The 26,627-nt window shown below is 67.9% G+C and carries 28 protein-coding genes and 1 pseudogene; 20 read left to right on the top strand and 9 right to left on the bottom strand.

From position 1 onward, the window contains the following. Positions 1–12 precede the first annotated feature (12 nt). A complete protein-coding gene (locus tag QNA08_RS17000; RefSeq protein ID WP_283741916.1) occupies positions 13–804 on the bottom strand; it encodes a crotonase/enoyl-CoA hydratase family protein in 792 nt (263 codons plus the stop codon). Between the two features lie 94 nt (positions 805–898). On the opposite strand from QNA08_RS17000, the gene QNA08_RS16995 reads away from it, so the two are divergent. Then, a complete protein-coding gene (locus tag QNA08_RS16995; RefSeq protein ID WP_422679941.1) occupies positions 899–1,489 on the top strand; it encodes a TetR/AcrR family transcriptional regulator in 591 nt (196 codons plus the stop codon). A gap of 323 nt (positions 1,490–1,812) precedes the next feature. After that, on the top strand, positions 1,813–2,202 hold the full coding sequence (locus QNA08_RS16990; RefSeq protein WP_283741915.1) for a hypothetical protein: 390 nt from the start codon (positions 1,813–1,815) through the stop codon (positions 2,200–2,202). A gap of 42 nt (positions 2,203–2,244) precedes the next feature. On the opposite strand, the pseudogene QNA08_RS16985 reads toward QNA08_RS16990, so the two are convergent. Further along, positions 2,245–3,072: pseudogene (locus QNA08_RS16985) on the bottom strand (nickel-binding protein). A 278-nt stretch (positions 3,073–3,350) separates the two neighbouring features. On the opposite strand from QNA08_RS16985, the gene QNA08_RS16980 reads away from it, so the two are divergent. Together QNA08_RS16980 and QNA08_RS16975 are read left to right on the top strand one after the other, a co-directional pair. Continuing rightward, positions 3,351–3,692 (top strand): cupin domain-containing protein, encoded by a 342-nt coding sequence (locus tag QNA08_RS16980; RefSeq protein WP_283741914.1) that lies wholly within the window; start codon positions 3,351–3,353, stop codon positions 3,690–3,692. 272 nt (positions 3,693–3,964) lie between these two features. Next, complete coding sequence (locus QNA08_RS16975) at positions 3,965–4,255, top strand: hypothetical protein (protein ID WP_283741913.1); 291 nt, start codon at positions 3,965–3,967, stop codon at positions 4,253–4,255. Between the two features lie 474 nt (positions 4,256–4,729). Here QNA08_RS16975 and QNA08_RS16970 read toward each other — a convergent pair whose 3' ends face one another. Both QNA08_RS16970 and QNA08_RS16965 read right to left on the bottom strand, forming a co-directional pair. Continuing rightward, entirely contained in the window at positions 4,730–4,969 is a 240-nt protein-coding gene (locus tag QNA08_RS16970) for a hypothetical protein (protein WP_283741912.1), read from the bottom strand. Positions 4,970–5,144: 175 nt separating this feature from the next. Continuing rightward, the gene (locus QNA08_RS16965) at positions 5,145–5,420 is read right to left on the bottom strand and encodes a hypothetical protein (RefSeq protein ID WP_283741911.1); all 276 of its coding nucleotides are present in this window, start codon (positions 5,418–5,420) and stop codon (positions 5,145–5,147) included. A 411-nt stretch (positions 5,421–5,831) separates the two neighbouring features. On the opposite strand from QNA08_RS16965, the gene QNA08_RS16960 reads away from it, so the two are divergent. Next, on the top strand, positions 5,832–6,770 hold the full coding sequence (locus QNA08_RS16960; RefSeq protein WP_283741910.1) for an alpha/beta fold hydrolase: 939 nt from the start codon (positions 5,832–5,834) through the stop codon (positions 6,768–6,770). Between the two features lie 188 nt (positions 6,771–6,958). Here QNA08_RS16960 and QNA08_RS16955 read toward each other — a convergent pair whose 3' ends face one another. Then, entirely contained in the window at positions 6,959–7,339 is a 381-nt protein-coding gene (locus QNA08_RS16955; RefSeq protein ID WP_283741909.1) for a hypothetical protein, read from the bottom strand. Between the two features lie 302 nt (positions 7,340–7,641). On the opposite strand from QNA08_RS16955, the gene QNA08_RS16950 reads away from it, so the two are divergent. The 9 genes from QNA08_RS16950 to QNA08_RS16910 are packed head-to-tail and all read left to right on the top strand — an operon-like array spanning position 7,642 to position 16,937. Beyond that, positions 7,642–8,433, top strand: coding sequence for an enoyl-CoA hydratase/isomerase family protein (locus QNA08_RS16950; protein WP_283741908.1), 792 nt, complete (start codon positions 7,642–7,644; stop codon positions 8,431–8,433). After that, positions 8,430–9,248, top strand: coding sequence for an ABC transporter ATP-binding protein (locus tag QNA08_RS16945; protein WP_283741907.1), 819 nt, complete (start codon positions 8,430–8,432; stop codon positions 9,246–9,248). The genes QNA08_RS16950 and QNA08_RS16945 overlap by 4 nt, the downstream gene beginning before the upstream one ends. Beyond that, positions 9,248–10,126, top strand: coding sequence for a branched-chain amino acid ABC transporter permease (locus tag QNA08_RS16940; protein ID WP_283741906.1), 879 nt, complete (start codon positions 9,248–9,250; stop codon positions 10,124–10,126). Before QNA08_RS16945 ends, QNA08_RS16940 begins: the two co-directional genes overlap by 1 nt. Before the next feature lie 2 nt (positions 10,127–10,128). After that, on the top strand, positions 10,129–11,169 hold the full coding sequence (locus tag QNA08_RS16935) for a branched-chain amino acid ABC transporter permease (RefSeq protein WP_283741905.1): 1,041 nt from the start codon (positions 10,129–10,131) through the stop codon (positions 11,167–11,169). A 56-nt stretch (positions 11,170–11,225) separates the two neighbouring features. Then, on the top strand, positions 11,226–12,416 hold the full coding sequence (locus tag QNA08_RS16930) for an ABC transporter substrate-binding protein (RefSeq protein ID WP_283741904.1): 1,191 nt from the start codon (positions 11,226–11,228) through the stop codon (positions 12,414–12,416). Positions 12,417–12,420: 4 nt separating this feature from the next. Continuing rightward, positions 12,421–13,230, top strand: a complete 810-nt coding sequence (locus tag QNA08_RS16925) for an ABC transporter ATP-binding protein (RefSeq protein ID WP_283741903.1) — start codon at positions 12,421–12,423, stop codon at positions 13,228–13,230. Positions 13,231–13,243: 13 nt separating this feature from the next. After that, positions 13,244–15,070: an AMP-dependent synthetase/ligase gene (locus QNA08_RS16920; protein ID WP_283741902.1), complete on the top strand. Its 1,827-nt coding sequence runs from the start codon at positions 13,244–13,246 to the stop codon at positions 15,068–15,070. Between the two features lie 14 nt (positions 15,071–15,084). Then, on the top strand, positions 15,085–16,266 hold the full coding sequence (gene bktB / locus QNA08_RS16915) for a beta-ketothiolase BktB (protein ID WP_283741901.1): 1,182 nt from the start codon (positions 15,085–15,087) through the stop codon (positions 16,264–16,266). Then, entirely contained in the window at positions 16,263–16,937 is a 675-nt protein-coding gene (locus tag QNA08_RS16910) for a TetR/AcrR family transcriptional regulator (RefSeq protein ID WP_283741900.1), read from the top strand. The genes bktB and QNA08_RS16910 overlap by 4 nt, the downstream gene beginning before the upstream one ends. Positions 16,938–17,018: 81 nt before the next feature. Here QNA08_RS16910 and QNA08_RS16905 read toward each other — a convergent pair whose 3' ends face one another. The 3 genes from QNA08_RS16905 to QNA08_RS16895 all read right to left on the bottom strand — a co-directional run bounded on the left by QNA08_RS16905 (position 17,019) and on the right by QNA08_RS16895 (position 19,760). Continuing rightward, positions 17,019–17,600, bottom strand: a complete 582-nt coding sequence (locus tag QNA08_RS16905) for an NADPH-dependent FMN reductase (RefSeq protein WP_283741899.1) — start codon at positions 17,598–17,600, stop codon at positions 17,019–17,021. 29 nt (positions 17,601–17,629) lie between these two features. Further along, the gene (locus QNA08_RS16900) at positions 17,630–18,547 is read right to left on the bottom strand and encodes a pirin family protein (RefSeq protein WP_283741898.1); all 918 of its coding nucleotides are present in this window, start codon (positions 18,545–18,547) and stop codon (positions 17,630–17,632) included. Between the two features lie 340 nt (positions 18,548–18,887). Then, positions 18,888–19,760 (bottom strand): pirin family protein, encoded by an 873-nt coding sequence (locus QNA08_RS16895; protein ID WP_283741897.1) that lies wholly within the window; start codon positions 19,758–19,760, stop codon positions 18,888–18,890. 718 nt (positions 19,761–20,478) lie between these two features. Between QNA08_RS16895 and QNA08_RS16890 the strand changes: the two genes are divergently transcribed. From QNA08_RS16890 to QNA08_RS16870, 5 genes are all read left to right on the top strand, one after another. Further along, positions 20,479–21,555 (top strand): ABC transporter ATP-binding protein, encoded by a 1,077-nt coding sequence (locus QNA08_RS16890; RefSeq protein ID WP_283741896.1) that lies wholly within the window; start codon positions 20,479–20,481, stop codon positions 21,553–21,555. Between the two features lie 38 nt (positions 21,556–21,593). Further along, complete coding sequence (locus tag QNA08_RS16885; protein ID WP_283741895.1) at positions 21,594–22,730, top strand: ABC transporter substrate-binding protein; 1,137 nt, start codon at positions 21,594–21,596, stop codon at positions 22,728–22,730. Between the two features lie 181 nt (positions 22,731–22,911). Continuing rightward, the gene (locus QNA08_RS16880) at positions 22,912–23,745 is read left to right on the top strand and encodes an ABC transporter permease (RefSeq protein ID WP_283741894.1); all 834 of its coding nucleotides are present in this window, start codon (positions 22,912–22,914) and stop codon (positions 23,743–23,745) included. Next, entirely contained in the window at positions 23,742–24,554 is an 813-nt protein-coding gene (locus tag QNA08_RS16875) for an ABC transporter permease (RefSeq protein ID WP_283741893.1), read from the top strand. The genes QNA08_RS16880 and QNA08_RS16875 overlap by 4 nt, the downstream gene beginning before the upstream one ends. A gap of 23 nt (positions 24,555–24,577) precedes the next feature. Further along, entirely contained in the window at positions 24,578–25,126 is a 549-nt protein-coding gene (locus tag QNA08_RS16870; RefSeq protein ID WP_283741892.1) for a 2'-5' RNA ligase family protein, read from the top strand. 299 nt (positions 25,127–25,425) lie between these two features. Here QNA08_RS16870 and QNA08_RS16865 read toward each other — a convergent pair whose 3' ends face one another. After that, entirely contained in the window at positions 25,426–25,854 is a 429-nt protein-coding gene (locus QNA08_RS16865) for a helix-turn-helix domain-containing protein (protein ID WP_283741891.1), read from the bottom strand. Positions 25,855–25,998: 144 nt separating this feature from the next. On the opposite strand from QNA08_RS16865, the gene QNA08_RS16860 reads away from it, so the two are divergent. Beyond that, on the top strand, positions 25,999–26,502 hold the full coding sequence (locus tag QNA08_RS16860; RefSeq protein WP_283741890.1) for a DUF2938 domain-containing protein: 504 nt from the start codon (positions 25,999–26,001) through the stop codon (positions 26,500–26,502). The last annotated feature ends 125 nt before the right edge of the window (positions 26,503–26,627 follow it).

The raw sequence follows: 26,627 nt of genomic DNA, 5'->3' as shown, positions 1-26,627 counted from the left end.
GCGCGGCGTGGTCTAGCAGCCCGCATAGACGGGGGTGCGTCTTTCGATCCACGCGTTCAGCCCTTCGCGGATGTCGCGCGTCGGCACGACACGCGCGAATTGCTCGCTTTCCATCTGCAGACCTTCGGCGATGGTCATGTTGAGCCCGCGCGTCACTGCGGTGATGATGCTGGCCGCCGCCAGCGGCGAATGCCGCAGGATGCGATCGGCCATCTCGAACGCGGCGGGCAGATGATCGTCATGCGGGACGATCTTGTTGACGAGGCCCAGTTCGTAGGCCCGCTGCGGCGAAAAGCTGTCGCCGGTCAGCAGCAGTTCCAGGGCCCGCTTGCGCCCTGCCAGGCGCGGCAGGCGCTGCGTTCCGCCGAAGGTCGGCGGCATGCCGAGATTGATCTCGGGCTTCGCGAAGACGGCCCTCTCGCTCGCGATCGCCAGATGGACTGCCTCGGTGATCTCGCAGCCTCCACCGTAGGCTATGCCGTTGACCGCTGCGATGATCGGCTTCCGGAAGGCCTCCATGCGCGCCGTCATGGCCTGGCCGCGGCGCACGAAATCGCGGACGGCGATGTCCGGTCCCATGCGCACGCTTTCGGAGAACTCGCGAATGTCGCCTCCCGCAGAGAAGGCCCGCTCGCCCGCTCCCGTGAGGATGACGGCGCGGACCGCATCGTCCTCCTCGATGCGGTCGAGGAGCCGCATGAGCAGGTCGTTGAGCCCATAGCTCAGCGCATTGAGCTTGTCTGGCCGGTTGAGGGTCAGAAGCGCGACATTGCCCCTTACGTCGATCAGTACCGGATCCGTCATTGCTCTCACCCTCCAGTCGGGGACGAACATCCGGGCCGAAGGTCTATGGCGAAGCATGCCTTGTGTATACTCACTAGTCGGTATACATTCCGGCATGCCGAGAAACGCAGATCGAACCCGTGACCGAATTCTCGATGCCGCGAACCGCCTGTTCTATGGCGAGGGCATTCGTAGCGTCAGCGTCGACGCGGTGGCGGAAAGGGCGGGCGTGACCAAGCGCACGCTTTACTATCACTTCAAGACCAAGGACGAGCTCGTCGCCGCCTATCTCGAATCCCGCGACCAGCCGAACCTCGCCCTGTTTGCCAAATGGTTCGACGAGGCCGAGGGGACGCTGGCCGACAAGGTCGAGGCGATCTTCGCAAACCTCGGCAAGTCGGCGCGCCATCGCAAGTGGAAGGGCTGCGGCTTCCTGAGAACCGCGGCGGAACTCGCGAACATGCCCGGACATCCGGCTGTGAAGGTCGGGGCCGCCCATAAGAAGAAGTTCGAAGCCTGGCTGGGCCGCATGATCGAGGCTGAGGGCTTGCCCGATGCGTCTCTGCTCGCCCGGCAGATCGTCCTCCTGATGGACGGTGCGTTCTCGCTCGTGCTCGTTCACCGTGACCCGACCTATATCGAAGCCGCAGGCAGGGCGGCGGCGGCCCTTGTCGCAAGGAGCGGGGCAGGGACTGCGCACGCCTGAGCAAGGACGGGAGAGACGATCTGGCGGACGCGCGGTTCCTGGGGTGAACAGGCGTGCGACGGCCAGGGCCCGCGTCTCCTGATGCCGGCGTGACGCCCGCACTGCGCGGGGCACAGGCCTGTGAGAAGTGGGGAAGGGCAGGCGCCGGCGGTGCTGAAGGCCGGGGGGTGCTTCGCCTGTGAGGTGTCGATGGAGTATGGATGCCGTCTGCTCCATGTCCGGGCGGGGGTGGGCTTGCGCAGGCCGATGTCGAGAGGGCCTCTTGTCGGGGGGCCTGTGAGCAGGTCTGGCCAGCTGCCGCCGTTCGGCGGCCAGCGAGTGAGATGATGCCCGATCCGCACGACGAGATTGCCGAGCTGGAGGCCGAGATCGAGGCCTTGGCCGAGGCCGCTGAGCGCTGCCGGAAGATCGGCGTGGCGGCGAAGGCCGCAGCCGTCGCCGGCGTGCTGCTGCTTGTGGCCGTCGCGTTCGGGCGGTTCCGGCTCGATCCCTTGATGCTCGTCATCGGGATTGCCGGCGTTCTCGGGGGCACGGTGCTCTATGGATCGAACCGCAGCACGCTGCAGGAGATCCTGGACGCACTGGGGGCCCGCGAAGCCCGTCGGGCCGGCTTGATCGACGAACTGCAGCTGCCCGTCATCGACGGCAGCCTCGAGGCTCGGCCGCACGATCATCGGCCGGTCCCATCGGGCATTGCCCCTGCCCGGAGGTGATCCGGCGGGCGGGATCGCATGTTCGGTCCGGGCAGTGCCTGTTCAGCCGGAGCACTCGGCGCGCCACCGGCACTCATAGGCCCGGACCGCTTGCCGGAAGCCCTTGAGGTTCCTGATGCCGCGGTCTGTGAAGGCCTCGTCGTCCCGGCATTCCTCTCGCACGGCGTCCGAAGCCAGGATCTGATCCGGGCCGGCCGCGCTGCACAGCCGACAGGCGCGTTGGACGGTCGATCCGAAGAGGTCGCGGCTGTCTTCAACCGGCTCGCCGGAGTCGAGCCCGATGCGAACATGGATCGGCTCGCTGCTCGCCCGATTGTAGCGATCGAACGACCTCTGGATTGCCTTCGCGCACGCGACCGCAGCCGCAGCCGAACCGAACGAGGCCATGATGCCGTCGCCCAGGTGCTTGACCTCATGGCCGTCATGGCTCGCGAGCGCCCGGCGGACCAAGGCGTCGTGCGCACGCACAAGCTCCATCGCGACGACATCGCCGAGGCGGGCGGTCATCGCGGTTGAGCCGACGATGTCGGTGAACATGATGGTCCTGTGTGCGGGGTCCACCCCGACACCCGACGATGGACTCGGCGGCTTCGGGTCACTGATGCGGCCGAGGAAGGCCTCGACCGTGGAGAGGGCCACCTCGATGATCTCGCCGGCAACATGACCGTGGGCTTCGCGATGCACCCGCTGCGCCGTCTCCTTGTCCGGGGCCTCGACGAGACAGAAGGTGGTCCCTCGCTCCTCGTCGAACCAGTAAGTGAGGAACTTGACGCCGTAGCGATCCTGAACCGCGAGGTCCTTGAGATGCGCCTAAGCGACCTCGGCAGCGGTGGTCCCCTTCATGTCATGGCGGTCCAGGAAGATGGGCATGCGGGGTCTCCCAATCTCCGTCGGGAAGCCTACCATGGACGGGCTTCGCCGTCAGCGAAGTCGTCGGGACGGGCGGGAAGCTGAGGCCCGGCGCAGGGGGCCGTCCCTTCGTCGCCTCTCGGGCTCGCGTCGAGCGATGCCGGGATGATCCTGCGGGCGCAGACGGTCGCAGGAAGGGGAGGCGGCAAGGGGAGGATCCAGATCCCCTGTCCCGCGCCCGCCGGGAGGCGGGCCGCGCTTGCCGCGAGCGTGGAGGAAAACCACCGAGGGAGGCCGCGATGACCGACACCACCGTGCAGAAGGTGAGCAGCAGCCATTCGCCCAAGGGCTCGCAAGGACAGATCTATCTTGCCTCGGGCAAGCGGGTGTCCCTGCGCCTCTGGCGCGACGAAGAGCCGACCGAACACAAGTCCGCGCACAGGCGAGACTACGAGGTGGTCGGTTACGTGATCGCCGGGCGCGCCGAACTCCACATCGAAGGCCAGACGATCCGACTGGAACCGGGGGACTCCTGGCTCGTTCCGCCCGGGGCCGAGCACAGCTACCGCATCCTGGAGCGGTTCACCGCCGTCGAGGCGACCGCGCCTCCGGCACAGGTGCACGGGCGGGATGAGACCTGAACGGCCCCCTTCCGCGCTGCGGGCGAAGGGGCGTCACAAGCGTGCGCCGGTGACCGTGCCGGCCACTCGGGGTCGACGGCCTCGGCCGCCCCCGCTCGCGGGGCACGATCACGCGGCATGCGGCCGCTCGATCATCGGGACCGGGCCGGCGGTCATTGCCTCCGGCCCCCGGTGAAAACGGCCTCATGCGCATCCTCGTGCGCCATGACGCTGTCAAATTTTGTTCCTGGGAGATCCCGATCAGCAAACAAGAAAGACCGAGGAGGAATCCCATGGCCGCTGGCAATGCGCCCAGCGCGGTATCGACGCATGAAGATGCCAGGACGCGTCTCCATTCGCCCGATCTTCAATCTCTGATGCGGTCGTTGCGTGCCACCCTGACGGATCTCGATTTTGCCCACGCACAGGAACTGTCCCGCCTGGAGACCAAGCGCATGGACGCGCGTCTGAGGGGCCACATCATCGAGACGCTGAGGAAGAGGCACCACGAGCACCGGGAGCCGTACGTGCGTGAACTCGCCCGGCTGCAAACCCGCATGAAGGCTGCCCTCGCCGCAGCCTGAGCCGCCTCCCGCGCCGGCGTCCGCCATCCCTGAGGGCGGGCGCGTCCGGATCCGCCCGATCCGCGAGTGCCACGCCGCTCCCCTTGCCGCAGATGCTCGGCATCTCCATCAGCTTCAGCTCGATGCTGATCGGTGTCGGCTTGGGCCTCGCGCGATCCTAGCGGCCTATCCTGTCCTGCACACCGCGCTCAAGATCGCCGGCAGCGCCGACCTGCTCTATCTCGCCTGGCGCGTCGCCAGCTCGCGCTCCCTGGGCAAGGATGGCAAGGTCGAGGCAGGGCCGCTCACCCTTGTCGAGGCCACCGCCTTCCAGTGGATCAATCCGAAGGCCCGGGTCGTGGCCGTCACCGCCTTGGCGCTCTATACGAGCCCCGATGCACCGTTCCTGTCGGTGTTCGGGCCGATGCGCGGTCCGTGATCGCCACGGCCCGCATGGCGGCCGCCGGCAGCATCTCCTCCGAGATGAGACCGGCTTCAGTGCGATCCGCCCCGCTTCGCCTGCGGGAGCCCGATGTAGGGCGCCAGGACGACCGCGCCGGGCTGGTGGCCGCTCTCCGCCAGCGCGAAGCGGATCGCCTCGGTGCGGTTGAGGAAGGCAGCCTCGACGCCCCCTCCGGTCGCCCGCACGACCCAGCCGCCGCAGGAACTGCGGCCGACGACAAAGCTCGGGCGCGGCACGCGGCCGCGGTGGGTCCGGGGCTGTTCGCGAATCATGCCTTCCTCCCATGTTGTCATGCTGCTTCTCCCTCCGCCGCCTGCAGACGGCGGATGGGGGTATCGCTGACGCCTCAGGCCGACGCCCCGCACACCGGGGCATCCGTATCGGTCATCCGGCGCGCCGCGCGGGGGCGGCGTCTGCGTCGTGGCGTGAACGATGACGCGACAGGCGTCAGAAATTCGGCTCGACGTTGTGCTGGGCGCAGATGAGCCGTGCCCTCATCGTCGTGACGTAGGGATCCTTGCTGACCTGGATGAGCCGGGACGCGCCGTGGCTCTCCTTGGTGACGACCAGCGATCCGCCGGGGATGAGGGCCTCCTTCGGGAAGCGATAGAGATCACCGGTGCCCAGTTCGACATAGGCACCTGGCTCGATCAGATCGTCCCAGTCAACTTCTGCGAGCTTGACGCGATGGGCGCCTTCGATCGAGGTTTCTTGCCTGGCCATGGCGAGCACCTCCCTTCCCGGACCCGAGGTCCGGGCATTCGGCCCCCCGCCCGCAATCGCGCCATGAGGCTATCCGCAGTTGCAGCGAGGTTACAAGAAATTAAATTTTGACATACCTGCCCGTGTTGTTGTTGTGTCAATATCTATGGTATGTTTCTGCGTTGATTAGCGATACATAGTGTATTTTGCAGTACAATACCCCGAAGGCGCATCGTAAATGTCGCACCGGTGGGTAACGTCGAACGTCGTGCCGTGTCGATTGCATCAAAAGCCCGTGAGCTCCCTCGGCCGGACGCTGCAGCAATGCGCAGGCCGGCGGGGGCGATCTTCGCGCTGGCGGACAGCCTTCGCCAGGCGCAGGGGGCTGCCCTCGGCGCGCTCGGCTTCGGGCCGGCGGAGCGCCCCTTCCGCGTGGTCGCCTCCGGCCGCCACTGGCGCTTGCGGGCCTATGCCGGGCCGGATGCGCGGCCCAGCCTGCTGATCGTTTCGGCCCCCATCAAGCGGCCGTACATCTGGGATCTTGCGCCTTCGGTGAGCGCGGTTCGCCATTGCCTGCGCCGGGGATCGGGCGTGTACCTCCTCGAATGGACGCCGCCCGGGAGCGAGGACGGCGCCGGTCTCGACGAATACGCAGGCGACGCCATCGGCGAGGCCGCCGCCCTGGTTTCGCGCGAGGCGCAGGGCGCGAAGCCCGCCCTCATCGGGCATTCGCTCGGCGGCACGCTGGCCGCAATCTTCGGCGCTTATGCCCCTGATAGCATCCGCGCGCTCGCGCTCCTCGGCGCGCCGCTCTGCTTCCGAGCGGGAACGAGCCGCTTCCGCGATGCCCTCGTGACACTGGCTCCGGGCGGATTGGCGGCGATGCAGGCGGTCCCCGGCTCGCTCGTGTCGCAGCTCGGCGTCCTGGCATCGCCAGGGTCCTTCCTGTGGTCGCGGTGGGCCGACGCGGTGGCAAGCCTCGCCGATCCCGAGGCATGGGACATCCACATGCGTGTGGAGCGCTGGGCGCTCGACGAAGTGCCCGTCTCAGGCAGACTGGTCGACCAGATCCTGCAGGGGCTCTATCGCGATGATCGCTTCTGCGGCGGAACGCTGCCGGTCCGGGGTCGGACGGTCGGGCCATCCTCCCTGCACGTGCCGACGCTCGCGGTCGTCAACACGGCTGACGACATCGCCTCTCCGGCCTCGGTGACCCCGTTTCTCCGGGCGATGCCGAATTCGGATGTACGCCTTCTCGAATACGGTGGCGAGATCGGGGTGGGCCTGCAGCATGTGGCCATACTGACTGGTCGCCGGGCCTATGCGCATGTCTGGCCGGAGATCTTTGCCTGGCTTGAGCGCTGGCGCTGACCGGGGCACCGCAGCTGGTCCCCCGAGTGGGAGCGTCGAGGGACAGTCGCGGCATGGGCAAGGCGTGGCATGGGCAAGACGTAGCATGGGCAAGGCGTGGCATGGGCAAGACGTGGCCGTCCGTGCCGGCTGTGTCGGGACGGACGCGAGGGACGAGCGCCTCGCGGCGGCCGGCTGCGGCGCATGCCTCAAACGGGCTCGTGTCCTTCGATTGCCGTCAGGATCTCCTCTTCGATAGCCTGGCGACGTCGGCGCAGCGCGTCGGCACGCGCGGCCGCCTCGGCCGTCGTCAGCTTCGCCAGTTCTTCGATCTCCCGACTGGCGTCGCGGTACTCGTCGCAGAGGGCGTCGAACGCCGGTATCTCGTCGATGAGACGGCGGACAGCCTCTTCGTTCTCCGGGAACCGCGCGAGGATGGAGCGAATGCGGTCGACCATGGCACCCCTCCCGAGACCATCAGGCGTGACTGGCGCGATGGCGTCGGACAGGCCGGCACGAAGGGCATGCGTGAACGGCTGAATGCGACCGCGCGCGACCCCGGTGTTCACCGTCGCGCCATTGTCGAACATGATCTCACGGCTCCGGTCGGAGCGACAGGCCTTCCCGCCGCGCAGCCTGCGCCACATGCGCCTGCGTTGGCGCCGTCTGCCGCCACCGGAGGAGCCTCGACGCCGCCTCCACGATTGCCTCATGCTCACCACGACCTTGCCGAGCAGTGGATCGGTTTCTTGCGATACGGGGCTGGGTGTCTGCGCACGGCGCGGACCCTCGGGTGTCGTTGACGCTACTTCAGAGTAGGCACATAGTTTCGCGGTAGAGTGGTTACCGGCGACGCAAAATGATCGCTGGACCCGTCACGGGAGGGGATCCGATGGAGCAGGCCGAAGGGCCGGTTCTGTTGACGATCGAGCGCGCCGTCGCCGTCGTCACGCTCAACCGGCCGCGCTTCCTCAACGCGATCGATGTCGAGGCGGCTTGCGCCTTGCGCGATGCGATCGCCGCGATCGATGTCGATGGCGGGGTGCGGGCGGTGCTCCTCAGGGGGGAGGGGCGCGCGTTCTGCGCCGGCGGCGACATCTCCCGTTTTTCCGCCGATGATCCTGCTGCGGCGGCGGAAGCGATCATCGATCCGCTGCACGAGGCCTTGCGGGCGCTGGACATGTTGCCGTTGCCGTCGATCGCCGCCGTGCACGGCGCGGCGGCGGGGGCCGGCTTCAGCCTCGCCATGGCATGCGATCTCGCCGTGGCGGCAGACGATGCCGTCTTCACCATGGCCTATGCGCGCATCGGGGCCAGTCCCGATGGCTCCGCCACCTATCGGCTGCCGCGTCTCGTGGGTGCGCGCAAGGCGCTGGAACTCGCCTTGCTGGCCGATCCGATCGATGCCAGCGAGGCGCTGCGGCTGGGCATCGTCAACCGCGTGGTTCCCGCAGCGGAACTGCAAGCTTCCGCGCTGGCGCTTGCCGAGCGCCTCGCCGCGGGGCCGACGGGCGCCTTCGGCCGCATCAAGGCGCTGATCGCGCAATCGCTCGGCAACGACCTCGCCGCCCAGCTCGATCGCGAGCGCGAGGCATTCAGGGCTTCCGCCCGTGGCGCCGATTTTGCGGAGGGTGTCGCCGCCTTCCTCGCCAAGCGGGCCCCGCAGTTCGAGGGCAGTCGATGACGGGCGCGGCGGACGACGTGATCCTGAGCGTCAAGGGCGTCTCGCTCGCCTTCGGCGGTGTGCGGGCACTCACCGATGTATCCTTCTCGGTGCGGAAGGGCTCGATCACGGCGGTGATCGGCCCGAACGGCGCCGGCAAGACCTCGCTCTTCAACACCATTTCCGGCTTCTACCGGCCACGCGCCGGCGAGATCGTCTTCGGCGGGCGCAACCTCGCCGGGACGGCGCCGCCGGAGCGCGCGCGCCTCGGCCTTGCACGCACCTTCCAGAACATCGCGCTCTTTCGCGGCATGACGGTGCTCGACAACATCAAGCTCGGCCGCCACGCCCACATGCAGACAGGGCTCCTCGATGCGCTCGTCTATCGCGGCCGGGCCCGACGCGAGGAGCTGGCGCTGCGTGCCGAGATCGAGGAGCGCATCATCGATTTCCTCGAGATCCAGCACATCCGCAACGCGCCGGTCGCCACCCTGCCCTACGGCCTGCGCAAGCGCGTGGAGCTCGCCCGCGCGCTCGCCATGCGTCCGCGGCTCCTCATGCTCGACGAGCCGGTCGCCGGCATGAACCGCGAAGAGACCGAGGACATGGCCCGCTTCATCCTCGACGTGAAGGAGGAATGGGACGTGACCATTCTCATGGTCGAGCACGACATGGGCATGGTCATGGACATTTCCGACCATGTCGTCGTGCTCAACTTCGGTCAGGTGATCGCCGAGGGCAGCCCGGCCACCGTCCAGGCGGACCCTGCCGTGATCGCCGCCTATCTCGGCGCCGGGGATCTCGGCCGCCGCCTCTCCGCGCCGGAGGCGGCGTGATGGACTGGCTCTTCCTGACCGAAGTCTTTCTCGCCGGGCTCGGGGCGGGCGCGCTCTATGCGGTGACAGGTGTGGCCTTCGTGCTCATCTACAAGGCGACGCGGGTGGTCAATCTGGCAATCGGCGAGATCCTCATGCTCGGCGGCTATGCCTTCTTCGGCGCCGCCGCCGGCTGGCACCTGCCCGCCTGGATCGCACTGCCGGTCGCCGTCCTCTCCGGGGCGCTCGTCGGCGCCGTCGTCGAGCGCGGGCTCATCCGGCCGATGCTTGGCGAGAGCCCGATTTCGGTCTTCATGGTGACGATCGGCCTCGGGTCCATCCTGGCGGGCTTCGTGCAGGTCGTCTGGGGCGCGGATCCGCTGCGCCTGCCGGAGTTCATGCCGAGCGCCCCGATCTTTCTCGGCGAAGCCTATCTTGCGCCCAAGGTCGCCTATGGCTTCCTCGCCGCCATGCTCGTCCTCGCCGCATGCGTCTCGGCGCTGCGCTTCTCGCGCGGCGGCGTGGCGCTGAAGGCGACGGCGGCGGACCAGGGGGCGGCCTATTCCGTCGGCATCGACGTGCCACGCGTCTTCTCGCTGAGCTGGATCGTGGCCTGCGCCGTCGCAGCGGGCGCAGGCGTGCTCGTCGGGGCGATCGGCGGCATCTCGCCGACCATGGGCGTCTTCGGCCTCTCGGTCCTCGTGGTCGTCATCGTCGGCGGGCTCGACTCCATGGTGGGGGCGCTCGTCGGCGGGCTTCTCATCGGCGTCGTCGAGGCTTTCGCCGGCACCTTCCTTGGCGGCGAGTACAAGTTTCTCGTCACCTTCAGCATCATGATCCTCGTCCTGATGCTCAGGCCCTATGGCCTCTTCGGCACGCACGAGATCGAGAGGCTCTAGCCATGCGCATCGGCACGCTGAAAACGAGCTATGCGGCGGACGAGGCGCTGTTCGACACGCGGCTGCAGAAGCTGCTGCTCGTCCTCGCGCTCGTCGCGGCCGTCCTCTTCCCCTTCGTGGCGAGCCCGTACTGGCTCTTCCTCGCCTGCCTGTGCGCCATCAACGTCGCGAGCGCCACCGGCCTCAACATCCTCACGGGTTACACCGGGCTCGTCAGCCTCGGCCAGGCCGCCTTCATGAGCGTCGGCGCCTATGCGGTCGCCGTGCTCGAGATCCATGTCGGCACGCCTTTCCTCATCAACCTCCTCGCCGGTGCGCTCGTCACGGCGCTCGTCGGGATCGGCGTCGGCATCCCGAGCCTCAGGGTGAAGGGGCTCTATCTCGCCATCGCGACCATCGCCGCCTCGGTGGTCCTTCACTTCGTCTTCTCGCACTGGTCGCTGACGGGCGGGGCACGGGGCCTGTCAATGCCGCCGGCCACCCTCTTCGGCGTGGCACTCGACCAGCCCTTCCAGCTCTACTGGCCGATCATGCCGGTGACGGTCCTCATGGTGCTCGGAGCGGCCAATCTCTTCCGCACGCGCATCGGCCGGGCCTTCATCGCCATCCGCGACCGGGACATCTCGGCCGAAGTGCTCGGCATTCCGCTCCTGCGCTACAAGCTCATGAGCTTCGCCGTCTCGTCCTTCTACGCCGGGCTCGCCGGCGGGCTCTGGGCCTATTTCTTCCGCGTCGTGACGCCGGAGAGCTTCCCCCTCGTCAATTCGATCTTCTATCTCGCCGCGATCATCGTCGGCGGCATGGGCACCGTTCTCGGCGGGATCCTCGGCGCGGTCTTCATGACGATGGTGCCGGAGGTGCTGAAGTTCGCCGCCGGGATGGTCACGCCCTTCTATCCGGATGCGCTGGCGCTGCTCGCGCCGGTGCGCACCATCGTCTTCGGCGCGCTCATCGTCGGCTTCCTGATCTTCGAGCCGCACGGGCTCGCCGAGATCTGGTGCCGCATCCGCCGCTTCTTCCATCTCTGGCCCTTCAAGACCTGAGGGGCCGGCAATCGCGCGCAAGCCGCCCGCAAGAGCGGCTCAGGACAGGGAGGCTGATGATGACGAGGGAATTCACGAGAAGGAACGTGCTCGGCGGGGGCGCGGCGATGGGGGCGGGGCTCGCCCTCGGCATCCGGCCGCTCGCGGCACAGGGTGGGGGCGAGATCGTGCTCGGCGGCTCGATCCCCCTCACGGGCGTCTTCGCCTTCGCCGGCGTCGGCATCCATGCCGGCATCCAGGACTATCTGAAGATCGTCAATGACGCGGGCGGCGTCGAGGGCCGCAAGATCAAGTACGTCGCCGAGGACACGGGCTACAAGGTCGACGCCTCGGTTGCCGCCTTCAACAAGATCACGGGCCAGGAGAAGGTCTCGCTCTACTACGGCGACTCGACCGGCTTCTCGAAGACGATCAATCCGGAGCTCGAACGCCGCGGCTCCATGATCATGGCCGGAGCCTCCTTCGCGAGCGAACTCAACGATCCCAGGAAATATCCGCTGCAGTTCATGGCCGGGCCGGATTATTCGGAGATGTTCGGCATTCTCTTGCGCTACATCGCCAAGGAGAAGCCCGCGGCCAGGCTTGCCTTCGTCTATTCCGACACGGAATTCGGCCGCGATCCCATCGCGCCGAGCGAGACGCTCGCCAAGACCCTCGGCCTCAACGTCGTGGAGAAGATCGTCACGCCGCCGGGCAGCGTCGACGTCTCGACCGAGGTGCTGAAGCTGCGCCGCGCCAACCCGGACTTCACCATCTTCCACGGCTACGTGCTGGCGCCCATCCCGGAGTTCATCACCCAGGCCAGGCAGATGGGCCTGCGCAGCAAGTTCATGGGCACCTTCTGGAGCATGGACAACTCCACCGTCCAACGCATGGGCGAGGTGGCCGAGGGCTTCATGGGCGTCATGCCCTATCGCTACTACTACGACAGCGAGGGCAAGAGCCCGATGCTGGAGAAGATCAGGCAGATGCGGCCGGAGTATCAGTCGACGGCCTATCTGCAGGGCTTCGTCACCGCGCTCCTGATGTGCGAGGCGGTGAAGCGCACGCTTTCCGCCGGCAAGGAACTGACGGGCGCCAATCTCAAGGTCGGGCTCAACGGCATCAAGGATTTCGACACCGGCGGCCTCTTCGGCGTGCCGATCTCGATCCCCGGCAACTCCGTGCCGGTCGGGCGGATCTACGCCTTTGACGGCAAGGCCAGGCAGATGGTGCCGGCCTCCGACTGGATCCGCCTCGGAGCCTGATGCCATGGCCGCGCAGCACCTGCTCGAAGTCGACAACATCGAGGTCGTCTACAACCGGACCATCCAGGTGCTGCGCGGCCTCTCGCTCGTCGTGCCGAAGGGGCGGATCGTCGCCCTTCTTGGTTCGAACGGGGCCGGCAAGTCCACGCTCCTGAAGGCCGTTTCCAATCTGCTCGGCATCGAGGACGGGGCGGTGACCAGCGGCGCGATCCGCTTCGAGGGGGAGGACATCGCCGCGCTTCCACCGCACGCGCTCGTCCGGCGGGGGCTTTTCCACGTCATGGAAGGCCGCCGCATCTTCGAAGACCTGACCGTGGAGGAGAACCTGACGGCCGCCACCTTCGCCCTTTCCGGGCGGGGACTGCCGACGCCCTCCTTCGACCGCGTCTACGCCTACTTTCCGCGCCTCTACGAGCGCCGGAAGGGGCTTGCGGGCTATCTGTCCGGCGGCGAGCAGCAGATGCTTGCCATCGGCCGGGCTCTCGTCGCCGAGCCGTCGCTGATCCTGCTCGACGAACCGTCCCTCGGCCTCGCGCCCAAGATGGTCGAGGAGATCTTCACGATCATCGCGCGGATCAACGCGGATGAGGGCGTCTCCATGCTGCTCGTCGAGCAGAACGCGACGGTCGCGCTCGCCGTGGCCCACGAGGGCTACATCATGGAGACCGGCAAGCTCGTGATCGAGGGGCCGGTCGATAAGTTGATCCGCGATCAGGACGTGCGCGAGTTCTATCTCGGCCTCGGCGGAGCCGGAGACGCCAAGAGCTACCGCGACGTCAAGCACTACAAGCGCCGCAAGCGCTGGCTGTCCTGAGGGAGGTCGCCCCATGTCCGCAGCTCCCGCACTGCCGCCGCTGACGCTGCCGCAGATGCTGCGCGAGAACGCAAGGCGCATGCCCGATCGCATCGCCTTGCGGCAGAAGGACTTCGGCATCTGGCAGCCGATCACCTGCGCCTGCTTCTACAGCCGTGCCGGCCACTTCGGCCTCGGGCTCCGGGCGCTCGGGCTGAGCGACGGGGGCCATGTCGGGATCCTCTCGGAAAACTGCGCGGAATGGGTGATCGCCCAGCTCGGCGCGGGGCTCGTCGGGGCCGTGAGCATCGGCGTCTATCCGACCAGCCCGGCGAACGAGGTCGCCTATGTCCTCGGCCATGCCGAGGTCGAGATCGTCGTCTGCGAGGACCAGGAGCAGACCGACAAGGTGCTGGAGCGGCTGCACGAGCTGCCGAAGCTGCGCCGCATCGTCGTAATCGACCCCAAGGGCCTGCGCCACTACGCGAGCGACCGCATCACGCTCTTCGCCGACGTCGAACGGCTGGGCGCCGAACGGGAAGATGCCGAGCCCGGCGCGATCGACGCGCATCTTGCCTGCCAGCACATGAGCGACATCGGCCTCATGGTCTATACCTCGGGCTCCACGGGCAAGCCCAAGGGGGCCATGCTCAGCTACCGCAACATGCGCGCCCAGGCGGCCGGCACCATCGAGCGCCTTGGCATCGACGCGACGACGACCAATCTGTCCTACCTGCCGCTGTGCCACGTCGCCGAGCAGATGCTGAGCACCATGGCGCCGATCTATGCGGGCTCCTGCGTCTCATTCGGCGAGTCGATCAGGACCGTGCAGGAAGATCTGCGCGAGGTCGCGCCGAGCCTCTTTCTCGGCGTGCCGCGCATCTGGGAGAAGCTCCACTCCGCCATCCACATCAAGCTCGTCGAGGCCGGCGGCTGGCGCAAGCGCCTGTTCGAGGCCGGCATGCGCGCCTGCGAACCCTTCGCAGAGAAGCCCAGAGCGAACCGAAGCTGGCGCGAGAAGGCCATCTTCGCGCTCTACTACGCGCTGATCTTCCGGGCGCTGCAGAACTTCGTCGGCCTGCGCAAGGTGCAGGTGGCGCTCACGGGGGCCGCGCCGATCCCGCAGCGCATCGTCCGCTTCTTCCGCACGCTCGGCGTGCCGCTTGTCGAGGTCTACGGGCTTACCGAGACATCCGGCATGGCGACGGGCCAGCGGCTCGGCCGCCTCGTGCCGGGGGCAGTGGGTGGGCCCGTCACTGGCGCCGAGATCAGGCTCGGTGACGGCGGCGAGCTGCTGGTCAGGGGGGACATCGTCTTCGAGGGCTATTACCGCAACGAGCGGGCGACGCGCGCGGTCCTGCGCGACGGCTGGCTGCACACCGGGGACGTCGCCGCCCTCGTCGAGGGCGAGGTCAGGATCGTCGATCGCCTCAAGGACATCATGATCACGGCCGGCGGAAAGAACCTGAGCCCGTCCGAGATCGAGAACACGGTCAAGACGAGCGCCTACATCAAGGAGTGCATCGTGGTGGCGGACGGGCGGCGCTATGTGACCGCGCTCATCCAGATCGACGGCGAGACCGTGGCGCAATGGGCCGAGAGCCGGCGCATCGGCTTCAGCAATTTCCGCAGCCTCGCCGAGAACGCGCACGTCCGCGCGCTGGTCGCCGCGGAGATTGAGCGGGCCAATGCCGAGCTCGCCCCAGTGGCGCAGGTCAAGCGCTTCCACCTCCTGACCAAGGAGCTGGATCACGATGACGACGAGGTGACGGCGACGATGAAGGTCCGGCGCGCCAACATCGCCCGGAAATATGCCGCCGAGATCGAGGCGCTCTACGCGCCGGCCGCGAGTGCGGCGTGAGGGGGAGCGGGCTCATGAACAGGCAGGTTGTGATCACGGCGGGCGTGCGCACGGCGATCGGCGGTTTCGGCGGTTCGCTCTCCGGCAAGCCGCCGACTGCGCTCGGCGCCCTGTGCGTTCGCGAAGCCCTGCGCCGGGCCGCTGTCGCGGGCGGGGAGGTCGGCCACGTCGTCTTCGGCAATGTGATCGTCACCGAGCCGCAGGATGCCTATCTGGCGCGCGTCGCGGCGATGGAGGCGGGCGTTCCGGCCGAGGTTCCGGCCATGACGCTGAACCGCCTGTGCGGCTCCGGCGTCCAGGCCATCGTCTCGGCCGCCCAGTCGATCATGCTCGGCGACTGCGAGATCGCGGTGGCCGGCGGGGCCGAGACGATGAGCCGCGCGCCGCACCTCCTGCGGCAGGGGCGCTTCGGCCAGCGCATGGGCGATGCGATCCTCGTCGATCACCTGACCGGCATCCTCACCGACCCGTTCGGCAACGGCATCATGGGCGTGACCGCCGAGAACGTCGCCGAACGCTGGGGCGTGAGCCGGGCGGAGCAGGATGCCTTCGCCGCCGAGAGCCAGCGGCGCGCGGGCGTCGCCATCGCCGAGGGGCGCTTTCGCGAGCAGATCCTGCCCGTCGAGGTGCAGAAGGGCCGCGACACCTTGGTCTTCGACACGGACGAGCACGCCAAGCCGGACACGACGGTCAAGGCACTCGCCGGCCTGAGACCCGCCTTCAGGAAGGATGGCACGGTCACTGCCGGCAATGCCTCCGGCATCAACGACGGGGCTGCGGCATTGGTGCTGATGGAGGAGGCGCGGGCTCTGCGCGAAGGGAAGGCGGTGCTCGCCCGCATCGTCGGCTACGCCCATGCCGGGGTGGAGCCGGGCGTGATGGGCATCGGGCCGGTGCCCGCCGTACGGGCGCTCATTGCGCGCAACGGCCTCAAGGTCGAGGATTTCGCCGTGATCGAATCCAACGAGGCCTTTGCCGCGCAGGCCTGTGCGGTGTCGCGGGAACTCGGCTTCGACCCGGCACGCGTCAATCCCAACGGCGGAGCGATTGCGCTCGGCCATCCCGTCGGCGCGACGGGCGCGATGCTCACCGTGAAATGCGCCTATGAGCTCGCGCGCACGGGCGGTCGCTACGGCCTGGTGACCATGTGCATCGGCGGCGGACAGGGCATTGCCCTGGCGATCGAGCGGGCATGACGACCGTGAGCCTGTCGCCCTGGAAAACCCGGGAAGAGCGTGAGCGCGACCGCGAGGTGAAGCGCGAGGCCGTGCTCCGCGCCGCGGCCAGAGCCTTCAACGAGCAGGGCTTCCACAGGACGTCCCTTGACGAGGTGGCCGAACGGCTGAACGTCTCGAAACCGACGATCTACTACTACGTGAAGAACAAGGACGAGATCCTGTTCGAATGCGTGCGGATCGGGCTCGAACGCCTGGACGCCGCATCCCGCGCGACGCATGCGGGCGGCGGCACGGGCCTCGACCGGCTGATCGCGCTATGGACCGAATATGCGCGGATCGTGACCGAGGATTTCGGGCGTTGCCTGATCCTCGTCGGCGAGGACCCGCTTCCGGCCGAGACGAGACGTGAGCTTCGCGCTCTCAAGGGCAAGATCGACCATCGCTTTCGCGGTGTCGTCGAGGATGGCATAGCCGACGGGTCCATTCGCCCGTGCGACCCCAAGCTCGTGGCCTTCGCGGGCGCCGGCGCGCTGAGCTGGATCGCGCGCTGGTACGACCCAAAGGGGCCTCTCGATGTGGACGCGGTCGCCCGGCAGATCATCGACGTCCTGGTCCGCGGCATCGCAAGCCCGAGGAAGGACGAGGGCGGCACCCGGCCCGCAACACGACGGAGGGGACGAGGCGGCTGATGATGGAGGCTCCATGCCCCCGGTCGCCCGATGCCGGATGTGGTCCTCACCCACCTCGGTTGTGATCGGTCGAGCTCCGCATCACGGCGCCATCTTCGCGGACAGGTCTTGCTGCGAGCGAACGAAGCCGACGAAGCCCGCCATGAAGTTTTGGACCTGTGTCCTTGTCCTTTGATCGGACAGGACGCCGTCTTCCCCGAACAGGCTCTGGGCGCGTGAAACCAGCAGGCGACCCCCGCTCCAGAAGTTCACCCCGAGGGTGTGGAAGACCGGAAGCCACGCATTCTGGCTGAGGATCGTGCCGAAACCGCCGGGCGAAGCGCCCATGAGCGCGACGGGCTTGCCGCCGAAGACCCGCCCGATGTCGGCGGGCGGTCGCGACAGCCAGTCGATGGCGTTCTTGAACACGCCCGGGAGCGAGTTGTTGTATTCGGGCGTGACGAGGAGAAGGCCGTCCGCCGCAACGATGGCCTCCTTCAATGCCGCCACCCGCTCCGGTATGCCCTCGGCTGCTTCGACGTCGCCGTCGTAGAGCGGGATGCCGTGGATCGTCTCGACCGCGAGTACGGTGTCGTCCGGCACGAGTTGCGATGTGGCACGCAGCAGCGCGGTGTTGAACGAGCCGCGGCGCAGGCTGCCAGAGATTCCGATCAGCTTCGTCATAACGATCCTCGGTCAGATTGCGTACCGTGTCAGGGCTCCGGCAGCGGAATGAATTCGGTCTCGCCAGGAACGGGCTCGAAGCGGCCCGTCTTCCAGTCGTTCTTCGCCTGTTCGATGCGCTCCCTGCTCGATGAAACGAAGTTCCACCACACGTAGCGGGGACCTTCCATGGCCGCCCCGCCGAGGAACATCATCCGCGCGCCGGACGTCGCTCTCACGGTGATGCGATCGCCGGGCCGGAAGACGAGCAGGCGCGGTCCCTCGAACCGGTCCCCGGCGATGTCGATCTCGCCGTCGATCACGTAGATGGCACGCTCCTCATGATCGGCATCGAGCGGTGCGGTGGCGCCGGCCGCGAGCCCAACCTCCACGTAGAACCAGTCCGACAGCATCCCGACGGGGGCGGTCGCACCGAAGGCCGAACCGGCGATGATCCGTGCCCTGAGGCCGCCGTCCTCGACCACCGGCAGGGCGCCGGCATCGAAATGCTGGAAGGACGGCGTGCTCTCCTCCCGGCCGAGGGGAAGGGCGATCCAGCTCTGCAAGCCGAGCATCGCATGGCCCGTCGCCCGGACGGACGGGGGCGTGCGCTCCGAGTGCACGATGCCGCGCCCGGCGGTCATCAGGTTCATCGCGCCCGGCACGATCTCCTGGACGTGGCCCTGGCTGTCCCGATGCAGGATGCGTCCGTCGAACAGGTAGGTGACCGTCGCAAGGCCGATATGCGGATGCGGCCGCACGTCGAGGCCCTGCCCGGCAACGAACTGCACCGGGCCGAAATGATCGAAGAAGATGAAGGGGCCGACCATCTGGCGCCTGCCGTGCGGCAGAGCCCGCCGCACCGCGAAGCCGCCGAGGTCGCGGGCACGCGGCACGATGACGAGTTCCAGCGCGTCGCAGGATTTCCTGTCGCCGAGGATAGGGTCCTTCGTTGGGAGCCAGCTCATGGCCTCGAACCTCCCGGAAGCGTCGGCTGCGCGTGCCGGTCGACAATGGTGGCGATCTGCCCGCCCTGGGTTCCCGCCGGCCCTGGCGTGATGTGATGATAGGCGCACGCCGATGCGCCGGCGAGGCGGACCGTCCCGCCCGCCGACGGGGCAGGGGCGACCCGCGAGCCCGGGGGCAGGGTGAACCGCAACTCACCCTGCCCGGTCCGCGCTGGCGGGAGTCGCTATCGTGCTCATCTCTGTCGCTCCTCTGATGGCGGGGCAAAGGCACCCGCGGAGGCTCACGCGGCTTGCGTGAGCCCGACCCAGGGCCTGACCGGTCGGCCCCCCGGGGCGGGGCTCAGGCGCCGGCGCCGATTGCGCCGAACCGCCCGCTCTGGAAATCGACCATCGCCTGCCGGATCTCGTCGGTGGTGTTCATGACAAAGGGGCCATGCATGACGACCGGCTCGTCGATCGGCTCGCCCGCCAGAACCAGGACTGTTGCGTCGCTCCTGGCTTCCAGCGTCACCGCCCCGCCTGTCCGGTCGAGCAGAACGAATTGTCCCTCCCGTGCCACGTCGCCGGCATTGACGAGAAGGCTGCCCCTCAGCACCGCCAGCCCGACGGTGTGCCCCTCCGGCAGGGTCAGCGAGGTGGCGGCGTCCTGGCGCAGCCGCAGGTCCCAGATCTCGATCGGGGTGAAGGTCCGCGCCGGTCCTCGATGGCCCTGGTAGTCGCCGGCGATCACGCGGAGCGTCCCCGCTCCGTTCGGGAGAGCCACGCCGGGAATGTCCCGGTCGAGGAGCGCCTGGTAGTCCGGCGCGGCGCTCTTGTGCCTCGCCGGGAGGTTGACCCAGAGCTGGACCATCTCGAGCGTCCCGCCCTTGCGCGTGAACGCCAGGGAATGGAACTCCTGGTGCAGGATGCCGGACGCGGCTGTCATCCATTGCACGTCGCCCGGTCCGACGAGGCCGCCCTTGCCGGTGGAATCCCGATGTTCGACTTCGCCCTGGTAGACGATGGTGACGGTCTCGAAGCCGCGGTGGGGATGCTCGCCGACGCCGCGCGGCCGCTCGGCCGGAGAGAACTCTGCCGGCCCGGCATAGTCCAGGAGCAGGAAGGGGCTGACATGCCGGCCGTGGGTGGCGTGCGAGAACATCGACCGCACCGGAAAGCCGTCGCCCACCCAGTGCGGACTGGGGCTGGTGTAGACCCCGAGAACATTGCGCATCCTGTGTCTCCCTGGCAGGGCCTCGATGGCCCGCATGCTCGGAGAAGAGAATAGGCGCGGGACAAAGGTGCCAGTAGGCGCTGCAATTGCGCCGCAGTGTCCTACTGGAGGGACAATCGGCGCCGATGCGGCATCTCGACGGTCTCTGTCTCTTCGCCGAGGTCGATGAACATCATAGTCGGCAACCGCCGAGCGACGACACGAGCGTCCGTTCATGGCGCGGCGCCGATGCGCATTGGGATGCTGATCGTGGCTTGTCGGCAATGGTCTGGAACCTGGCTGGAATCGGGAGGGCGCCGCGTCCGCCGTGGTCCTCGATGGGCACCAGCCGATCATGCCTTCTGTGGACCGGGTGGCTTCGAGCCCCGCGCCCGGGGAGGGGGGCTGCCTTGGCCATGCCGGTCCTCGCGCGGGGCCGGGCCGGTCATCCCCTCGACCGGGGCGGGATCACTGGAATATGGAATGTACATTTCATTGACATAGTACAGGGATAAATCATTCTACACCGGCCCCACGCAACAAGGACGCCAAGCGAGGACACGAGGCGAGAACACGAGGGAGGAGTGCGCATGTGGGCAATGTCACTGCCGACGTCGTGGTCGGCCGACGCCGCGCCATCGGGACATGGCACCGACGCTCAGGATTTCAGACCGTGCGGACCGCAGGCGGGGCCGCACCTGCACGCACTGGCCGGCGCTGCGGCGGGGAGGTCGGTGTCGTGACTGCAGCGTCGACATTCGCTGTCCAGGTCGAGGGCCTGAAGGTCGGCTACGGCTCTGTCGCCGTTCTGCATGGCGTTGATCTCGATGTCAGGCCGGGAGAATTCGTCGCGATCCTCGGCTCGTCCGGCTGCGGAAAGACGACGCTCCTGCGCTCCATCGCCGGTTTCCAGCCCGTCTCCGCGGGCGCGATCCGACTGCACGGCAGGGACGTGGCGGGCCTGCCGCCGGAGAAGCGCGGCCTCGCCATGATGTTCCAGTCCTATGCCCTCTGGCCGCACATGACCGTGCTCGGCAACGTCGGCTACGGTCTCAGACTGAAGGGCATGTCGCGCCAGGAGATCGGCCGGCGCGTCGCGGGCCTCCTCGACATGCTCAACCTGGTGGGCCTGGAGGACCGCAAGGTGACGAATCTCTCGGGAGGCCAGCGCCAGCGGGTGGCGCTCGGCCGGGCGCTTGCCGTGGAGCCCTCGCTGCTGCTGCTCGACGAGCCCCTGTCCAATCTCGACGCCAAGCTGCGGCTGCAGATGCGCTACGAGATCAAGGCGCTGCAGGCGAAGCTGGGCTTCGCCGCGATCCTGGTGACGCACGATCGCGAAGAAGCCATGACCATGGCCGACCGCATCGTGGTCATGGATGCCGGCCGCATCGTCCAGGTGGGCACCCCCGAAGAGGTCTACGACAAGCCAGTCTCGCCCTTCGTCGCCCGTTTCATGGGGGCCGACAACACCCTCGACCTGCAGGTGGAGGCGACAGCACAGGGCGTCGAGATCCGCGTCGACGGGCAGCCGCCGGCGACGTGGCGCGGCACCGCCCCCGTGGGCGCGGTCGTCGCCTATTTCCGCGACGACATCGCGCGGCTCGACCGTGCCGGTACGGCCGGCGAAGGCAACCTGCTGCTCGACGGCACGGTCGAGCAGCGCGCCTACCCGGGCGGGCACTATCGCTACGGCGTTTCCGTCGGGGACCGTCACGTCTCCGTGACAGACCCCGGCTACCACGAGGTGGGATCAGCGGTCCGCGTGTGCCTGCCGCTCGCCGCGATGCACCTGTTCCCCCGCGGCGGACACGCCTGACGGCTCGCAGCAACGGCAGGAAGGAAAGGGAGGGTTTCATGCGTCACGGCATGTTTGCACTCGTGTTCGCGGCAGCATTCGCCGCCACGCCCGCCACCGCCCAGGCGCTCAATGTCGCGACGGCCGGCGACCAGAACATGGTCGACTACGTCAAGGACTATCTCAGCCCGATCTTCGAGAAGGCCCATCCGGGCGTGAAGGTGGTGGCGGTGGGCACGGGCCCCGGCGACTCCGGTTCGCAGAAGATCTTCGAGAAGCTCGAAGCCCAGAAGAAGGCGGGCACGGACAAGGCTGACTTCGACGTCATCGTCATTCACCAGAAGGCGGCCGGCACCATGGTGGGTGAAGGCCTGCTCGCGAAGTTCGTCGACAGGGTGCCGAGCGGCGCGCTGGCAACCCGCGACACCGCCAAGACCGCGCTCGGCGCGGACGTCGCCGGTTATGTGATCCCGATGTTCCACTCGCAGACGGCGCTTGCCTACAATCCGGACCTCGTGAAGGACGTGCCGTCAAGCTATGCCGAGCTGAAGGAGTGGGTGAAGAAGCATCCGAAGCAGTTCGGCTACAACGGCATCAAGGGCGGCATGTCGGGCGTCGCCTTCGTCACCGGCTGGGTCTCCGCCTTCGGCGGTGATGCGGCGAAGCTCGAGAAGGGCCCCTACGACGTCGCGACCAGGACGACCTGGGACCAGGCCCTCGCCGAGCTGAAGGAGTTCAACAAGAGCGTCGTGATCACCCCCGGCAACGCCGGTACGCTCGACATGCTCAACCGGGGCGAGATCGCCATCGGACCCGTCTGGGTCGACATGTTCTACACGTGGATGAACGACGGCAAGCTGCCGCCGAACATGAAGCTCAGGCTCGTGTCTCCGGGCATGCCCGGCCAGCCCATGTACTATGCGATTCCGGCGAAGGCGGCGAACGCGAAGCTCGCCGAGGAGTTCGTGGCGCTCGCCACGAGCCCCGAGGTACAGGCCGAGGGCATCGTCAAGCGCTTCAACTGGTATCCCGGCATCGACGCCAAGAACCTCGAAGGCAAGCTCGACGCGGCGACCTGGAAGAAGCTCTTCAGCGACATCGGCCCTGAGGACCTCGCGGCCAAGGGCCGGCCCTTCCCGATCGCGCCCTACTTCAACGACATTCTCGAAGCCTACGAGAAGAAGGTCGCGAACTGAGCCCGTCCGGGATCACGCACCGCTCGGCCCCGGGGCTATCCTCCCCGGGGCTCGGTCGGCACCGCTTCGGGCGCTCTCGCGCGTCGTCCCCGACATCGCGGGCCCCGATGCCGCGTCCGCTTCCGTGGAGGCGGCGACGGGGCGTCGGGCCATCTTGCGGCAGGCATCACCGGGAGGCGCCATGACCCGTTCCTCGTTCCTCGGCCTCGCGCTCGTCGCGCCGGCGCTCGCCCTGGTGGCCGCCCTCTTTCTCTACCCGCTCGGCTTCTCGGTCGTCTCCGCCTTCACGGACGCGGCCGGCGCGCCGACGCTTGCCAATTTCTCCAAGGCGTTCGAGCTCTATTCGGGCGACATCCTCTACACGCTCTTCATCGTGGGCCTGTCGACGGTCCTCACCGCCATCGCCTCGGTCGCCATCGCCGGAGCCCTGACCCTGAGCGAGACCCGCTGGCTCGTCGCGGCCCTGCGCTTCATGTACCGCTGGCCGCTGTTCATTCCCTTCATCGTGGCGGCGCAGTGCATGCGCACGTTCCTTGCCAAGAACGGGCTCATGAACAATTCGCTGGTCGCGGTCGGCCTCTTCGATCCCGCGGAGACGACGAGCCTCCTCGACTGGCGGGGCATCGTCATCACCTTCGTCTGGAAACAGGTGCCCTTCGTCACCCTCCTGCTCGCCGGCGCCATGGCCTCGCTCGACCGCGCGACCATCGAAGCAGGCCGCAACCTGGGGGCGTCGCGCCTGCGCGTCCTCGTCGAGATCGTCCTGCCGCAGGTCGCACAGACGCTCATGGTGGCGCTCGTCCTGTCCTTCGTGACGATGCTCTCCGTCCTGTCGGTGCCCATCATGGTCGCCGGGTCCCAGCCCACCATGCTCACTGTGGACATGGCCTTCCGCATCAATTCCTACGGCGACTATCCGGTCGCCAACGCGCTCGGCGTCATCTCCTACGCGATCACCGCGGTCGCCGCCTTCATCTACCTGCGTCACAACCTCAGGCGGGAGGCAACGGCATGATCGCGCGTGCTTTCGCCGTCCCACTTGTCAAGGCGGCCGCGCTCGCCGTCTTTGCCTTCCTGCTCGTCGGGCCGCTGGCCAATCTGGTGCTGTGGTCGGTGGCGGAGCGCTGGTATGCGCCGTTCAAGCTGCCGGTCAGCTATGGGCTGAAATACTGGGAGGTGGTCTTCCGCCCGACGGGCGACGCCATGGCCTCGCTCGTGACGAGCGTCACCATCGCGCTCACCGTCGTCGTGGTCGCGCTGGCGCTGTCGGTGCCTGCAGGCTACGCCCTGGCTCGGCTCAAATTGCCCTGGCGCGCGGTGATCATGGTCGTCTTCCTGCTTCCGCAAGCCTTTCCGTCGGTCGCCGTCTACATCAACGTGGCCCGCATCTTCTATGCCTTCAACCTCGCCGGCACCATTCCCGGCGTGGTGCTGGTGCACGCCGCGCACGGCCTCGTCTATTCCGTATGGATCGCGGCGGCTGCCTTCGCCGCGGTCGACCGCGATCTCGAGCTCGCTGCCCGCAACATGGGCGCCTCACCCCTGCGCGCCTTCTTCAGCGTGACCCTGCCACTTGCCGCGCCCGGCATCATGGCGAGCGCCATCTTCGTATTCCTCGAGTCCCTCGACGAGTTCACAGGCACCTTCTTTGTCGGCGTGCCGCAGGTCACGACGCTGCCGCTCCTGCTCTACAACGCCAGCATGGGCGGCAACTACCAGATCGCCTCGATCACGGCGCTCATCCTGCTCGTGCCGTCCGTCGGCTTCATGCTCTTCATCGAGCGCTTCCTGAAGTCAGACGTGCTGGCCAAGGTCGGTCACTGACGAGGGGAGGGGAGATCGTGCCCATGAGCAAGGAACGCGATCCCGAGGGCGGCGAGCGGCATTCGGTCTGGCTGATGCCCTGCCGCGCCGACGAGACGCTTCTCTCCACAATCGTCGAAGAGCTGGCCGCCGCCTTTGCGTCGCCCGTCTTTCAGCCGCATCTGACGCTCGTGGAGGACATGCCGGCGAGTGCCGGCCGGCTCGCAGGGCCGATCGCCGAGATTGCCTCCGCTGCGGCTGCTTTCCCGGCGCCCGTCACGTCGATCTCCGCGACCGACGCCTTCTTTCGCTCGCTCTATGCCGCGTTCGAGCCTGCGGGCGAGCTGCTGCGCCTGAAGGAGGCGTGCATGAGCCGCCTCGCTGCAGGCTCGGCCGCGAACTTCCTGCCCCACGTTTCCCTTGCCTACGGCCCCGTCGCGCCCTCGGCCAAGGCCGCGGCCCAGGAGCGGCTCGCCGGCCGGCTGGCAGGACGACCGATCACCTTCGACCGCCTGTGCGTCGTCCGATCGGCGCAGACAATCCCGATCGCCGAGTGGCGCATCGCGACTTCTCACAACCTGGGACCGCGCTGACGCCGGACCTCGGGGCCGCAGGGCGCAGTTTGACGAGGCGATCGCACCTTCCCGCTGTTGGCCTCGGCTCGCGAGAGCGGCGACAGCCGGCGACGGCGCTGAAGGCCGCGTTCCCCGGCACCCGCCAAGGCCCCACTTCCTTGTCGACCCCAGACCCAAGGGCCGGATCGCTCGATCAACCCGCAAACGGACGGAATTGCCAGGCTGCAGAAAGATTCATCCACTACAATGGGTTGAGCGCGGTGTTCTTCGAGGGGTGGTGTCCGCTTCCGGGCATCGCGCTCTGGGTTTCGCCCGCGTCAGGGTGCCGGTTTTCGACCGTCCCGCGCCCAGGAGCGTCTCGCCGAGGCGGCGCGCATCAGGCGGCGGAAGGTCCGGCATTCCAGATGGCTTGGCGCCGTGCACCGGGCGGCGTGCCTCAAGCCGTCGCGCATCGCCGACAGGCGCCTGATGGTCCGGTCGAGTTCGTCCGCCTTGGCCGCGAGCAGCTCGCGCCGGATGCGCGGCGCGCCGTCGGCCCCGAACATCGCGGCTATTTCGGTCAACGAGAAACCCGCTGTCTGGCCGAGCGCGATCAGGGCGAGCTGGTCGAGCACGGTGGGCGCGAAGACGCGGCGCAGGCCCCGCCGGCCGATCGAGGTGATGAGGCCCTTCTCCTCGTAGAAGCGCAAGGTGGACGCCGGAACGCCGGACACTTTCGCCAACTCCGCGATGTCCACCGCCTTCATGCTTGACCTCAAGTTCACCTGAACTGGCAGGATGCAGAATGCGTCCTGTTCCCGCAAGCGAGGCCACGCCATGCCAAAGAAGGCATTCGACCGTTTCTCCCGATCGGCCGCCCGTCGGTGCGCTCACGCCAGGGGCGTCGCCGCATGACGACGGGGATGCAGACTGTCCTGCATACTGTCATGATCGGCGTGGGCGCGACGCTGGCCATGGACCTGTGGGCATTCTTCGGGAAACGCGTCCTCGGCATCGCGCCGCTCGACTATGCCCTGGTGGGGCGCTGGATCGGGCATTTCGGGCGCGGGGAGTTCCGGCACGAGGCGATTGCGCGCGCGCCGAAGGTTGCCGGCGAGGCTGCGATCGGCTGGGCGGCCCATTATGCCATCGGCATCGCCTTCGCCGCCGGCCTCGTGGCGATCTGGGGCGAGCACTGGCTGCGGAACCCGTCGTTCGGCCCTGCCATGGCCGTCGGCCTCGCGACCACGATGGCACCATTCTTCGTGCTTCAGCCGTGCCTCGGGCTGGGCGTTGCCGCGTCGCGGACGCCCGCGCCGAACAAGGCGCGCGTCCGGACCGTCGTAACGCATCTCTCCTTCGGCGCGGGCCTCTATCTCACGGCCGTGATAACCAGTCATCTCATCGGGAGTTGAAGGCGCAATGCGGAAGATCTCGCGTCGGCAGGTCCCGATCGTCCTCCATGTGCTCCCCACCGGCGAAGGCGTTCGCGCCGGCCCGGAGCGGCCCAGGTTCTCAAGATATGTTCAATCGCGGCCTG

This window comes from Chelatococcus albus (genome assembly GCF_030067675.1).
Lineage (GTDB): Bacteria > Pseudomonadota > Alphaproteobacteria > Rhizobiales > Beijerinckiaceae > Chelatococcus_A > Chelatococcus_A albus.
This window is presented reverse-complemented; position numbering and strand designations above follow the sequence as displayed.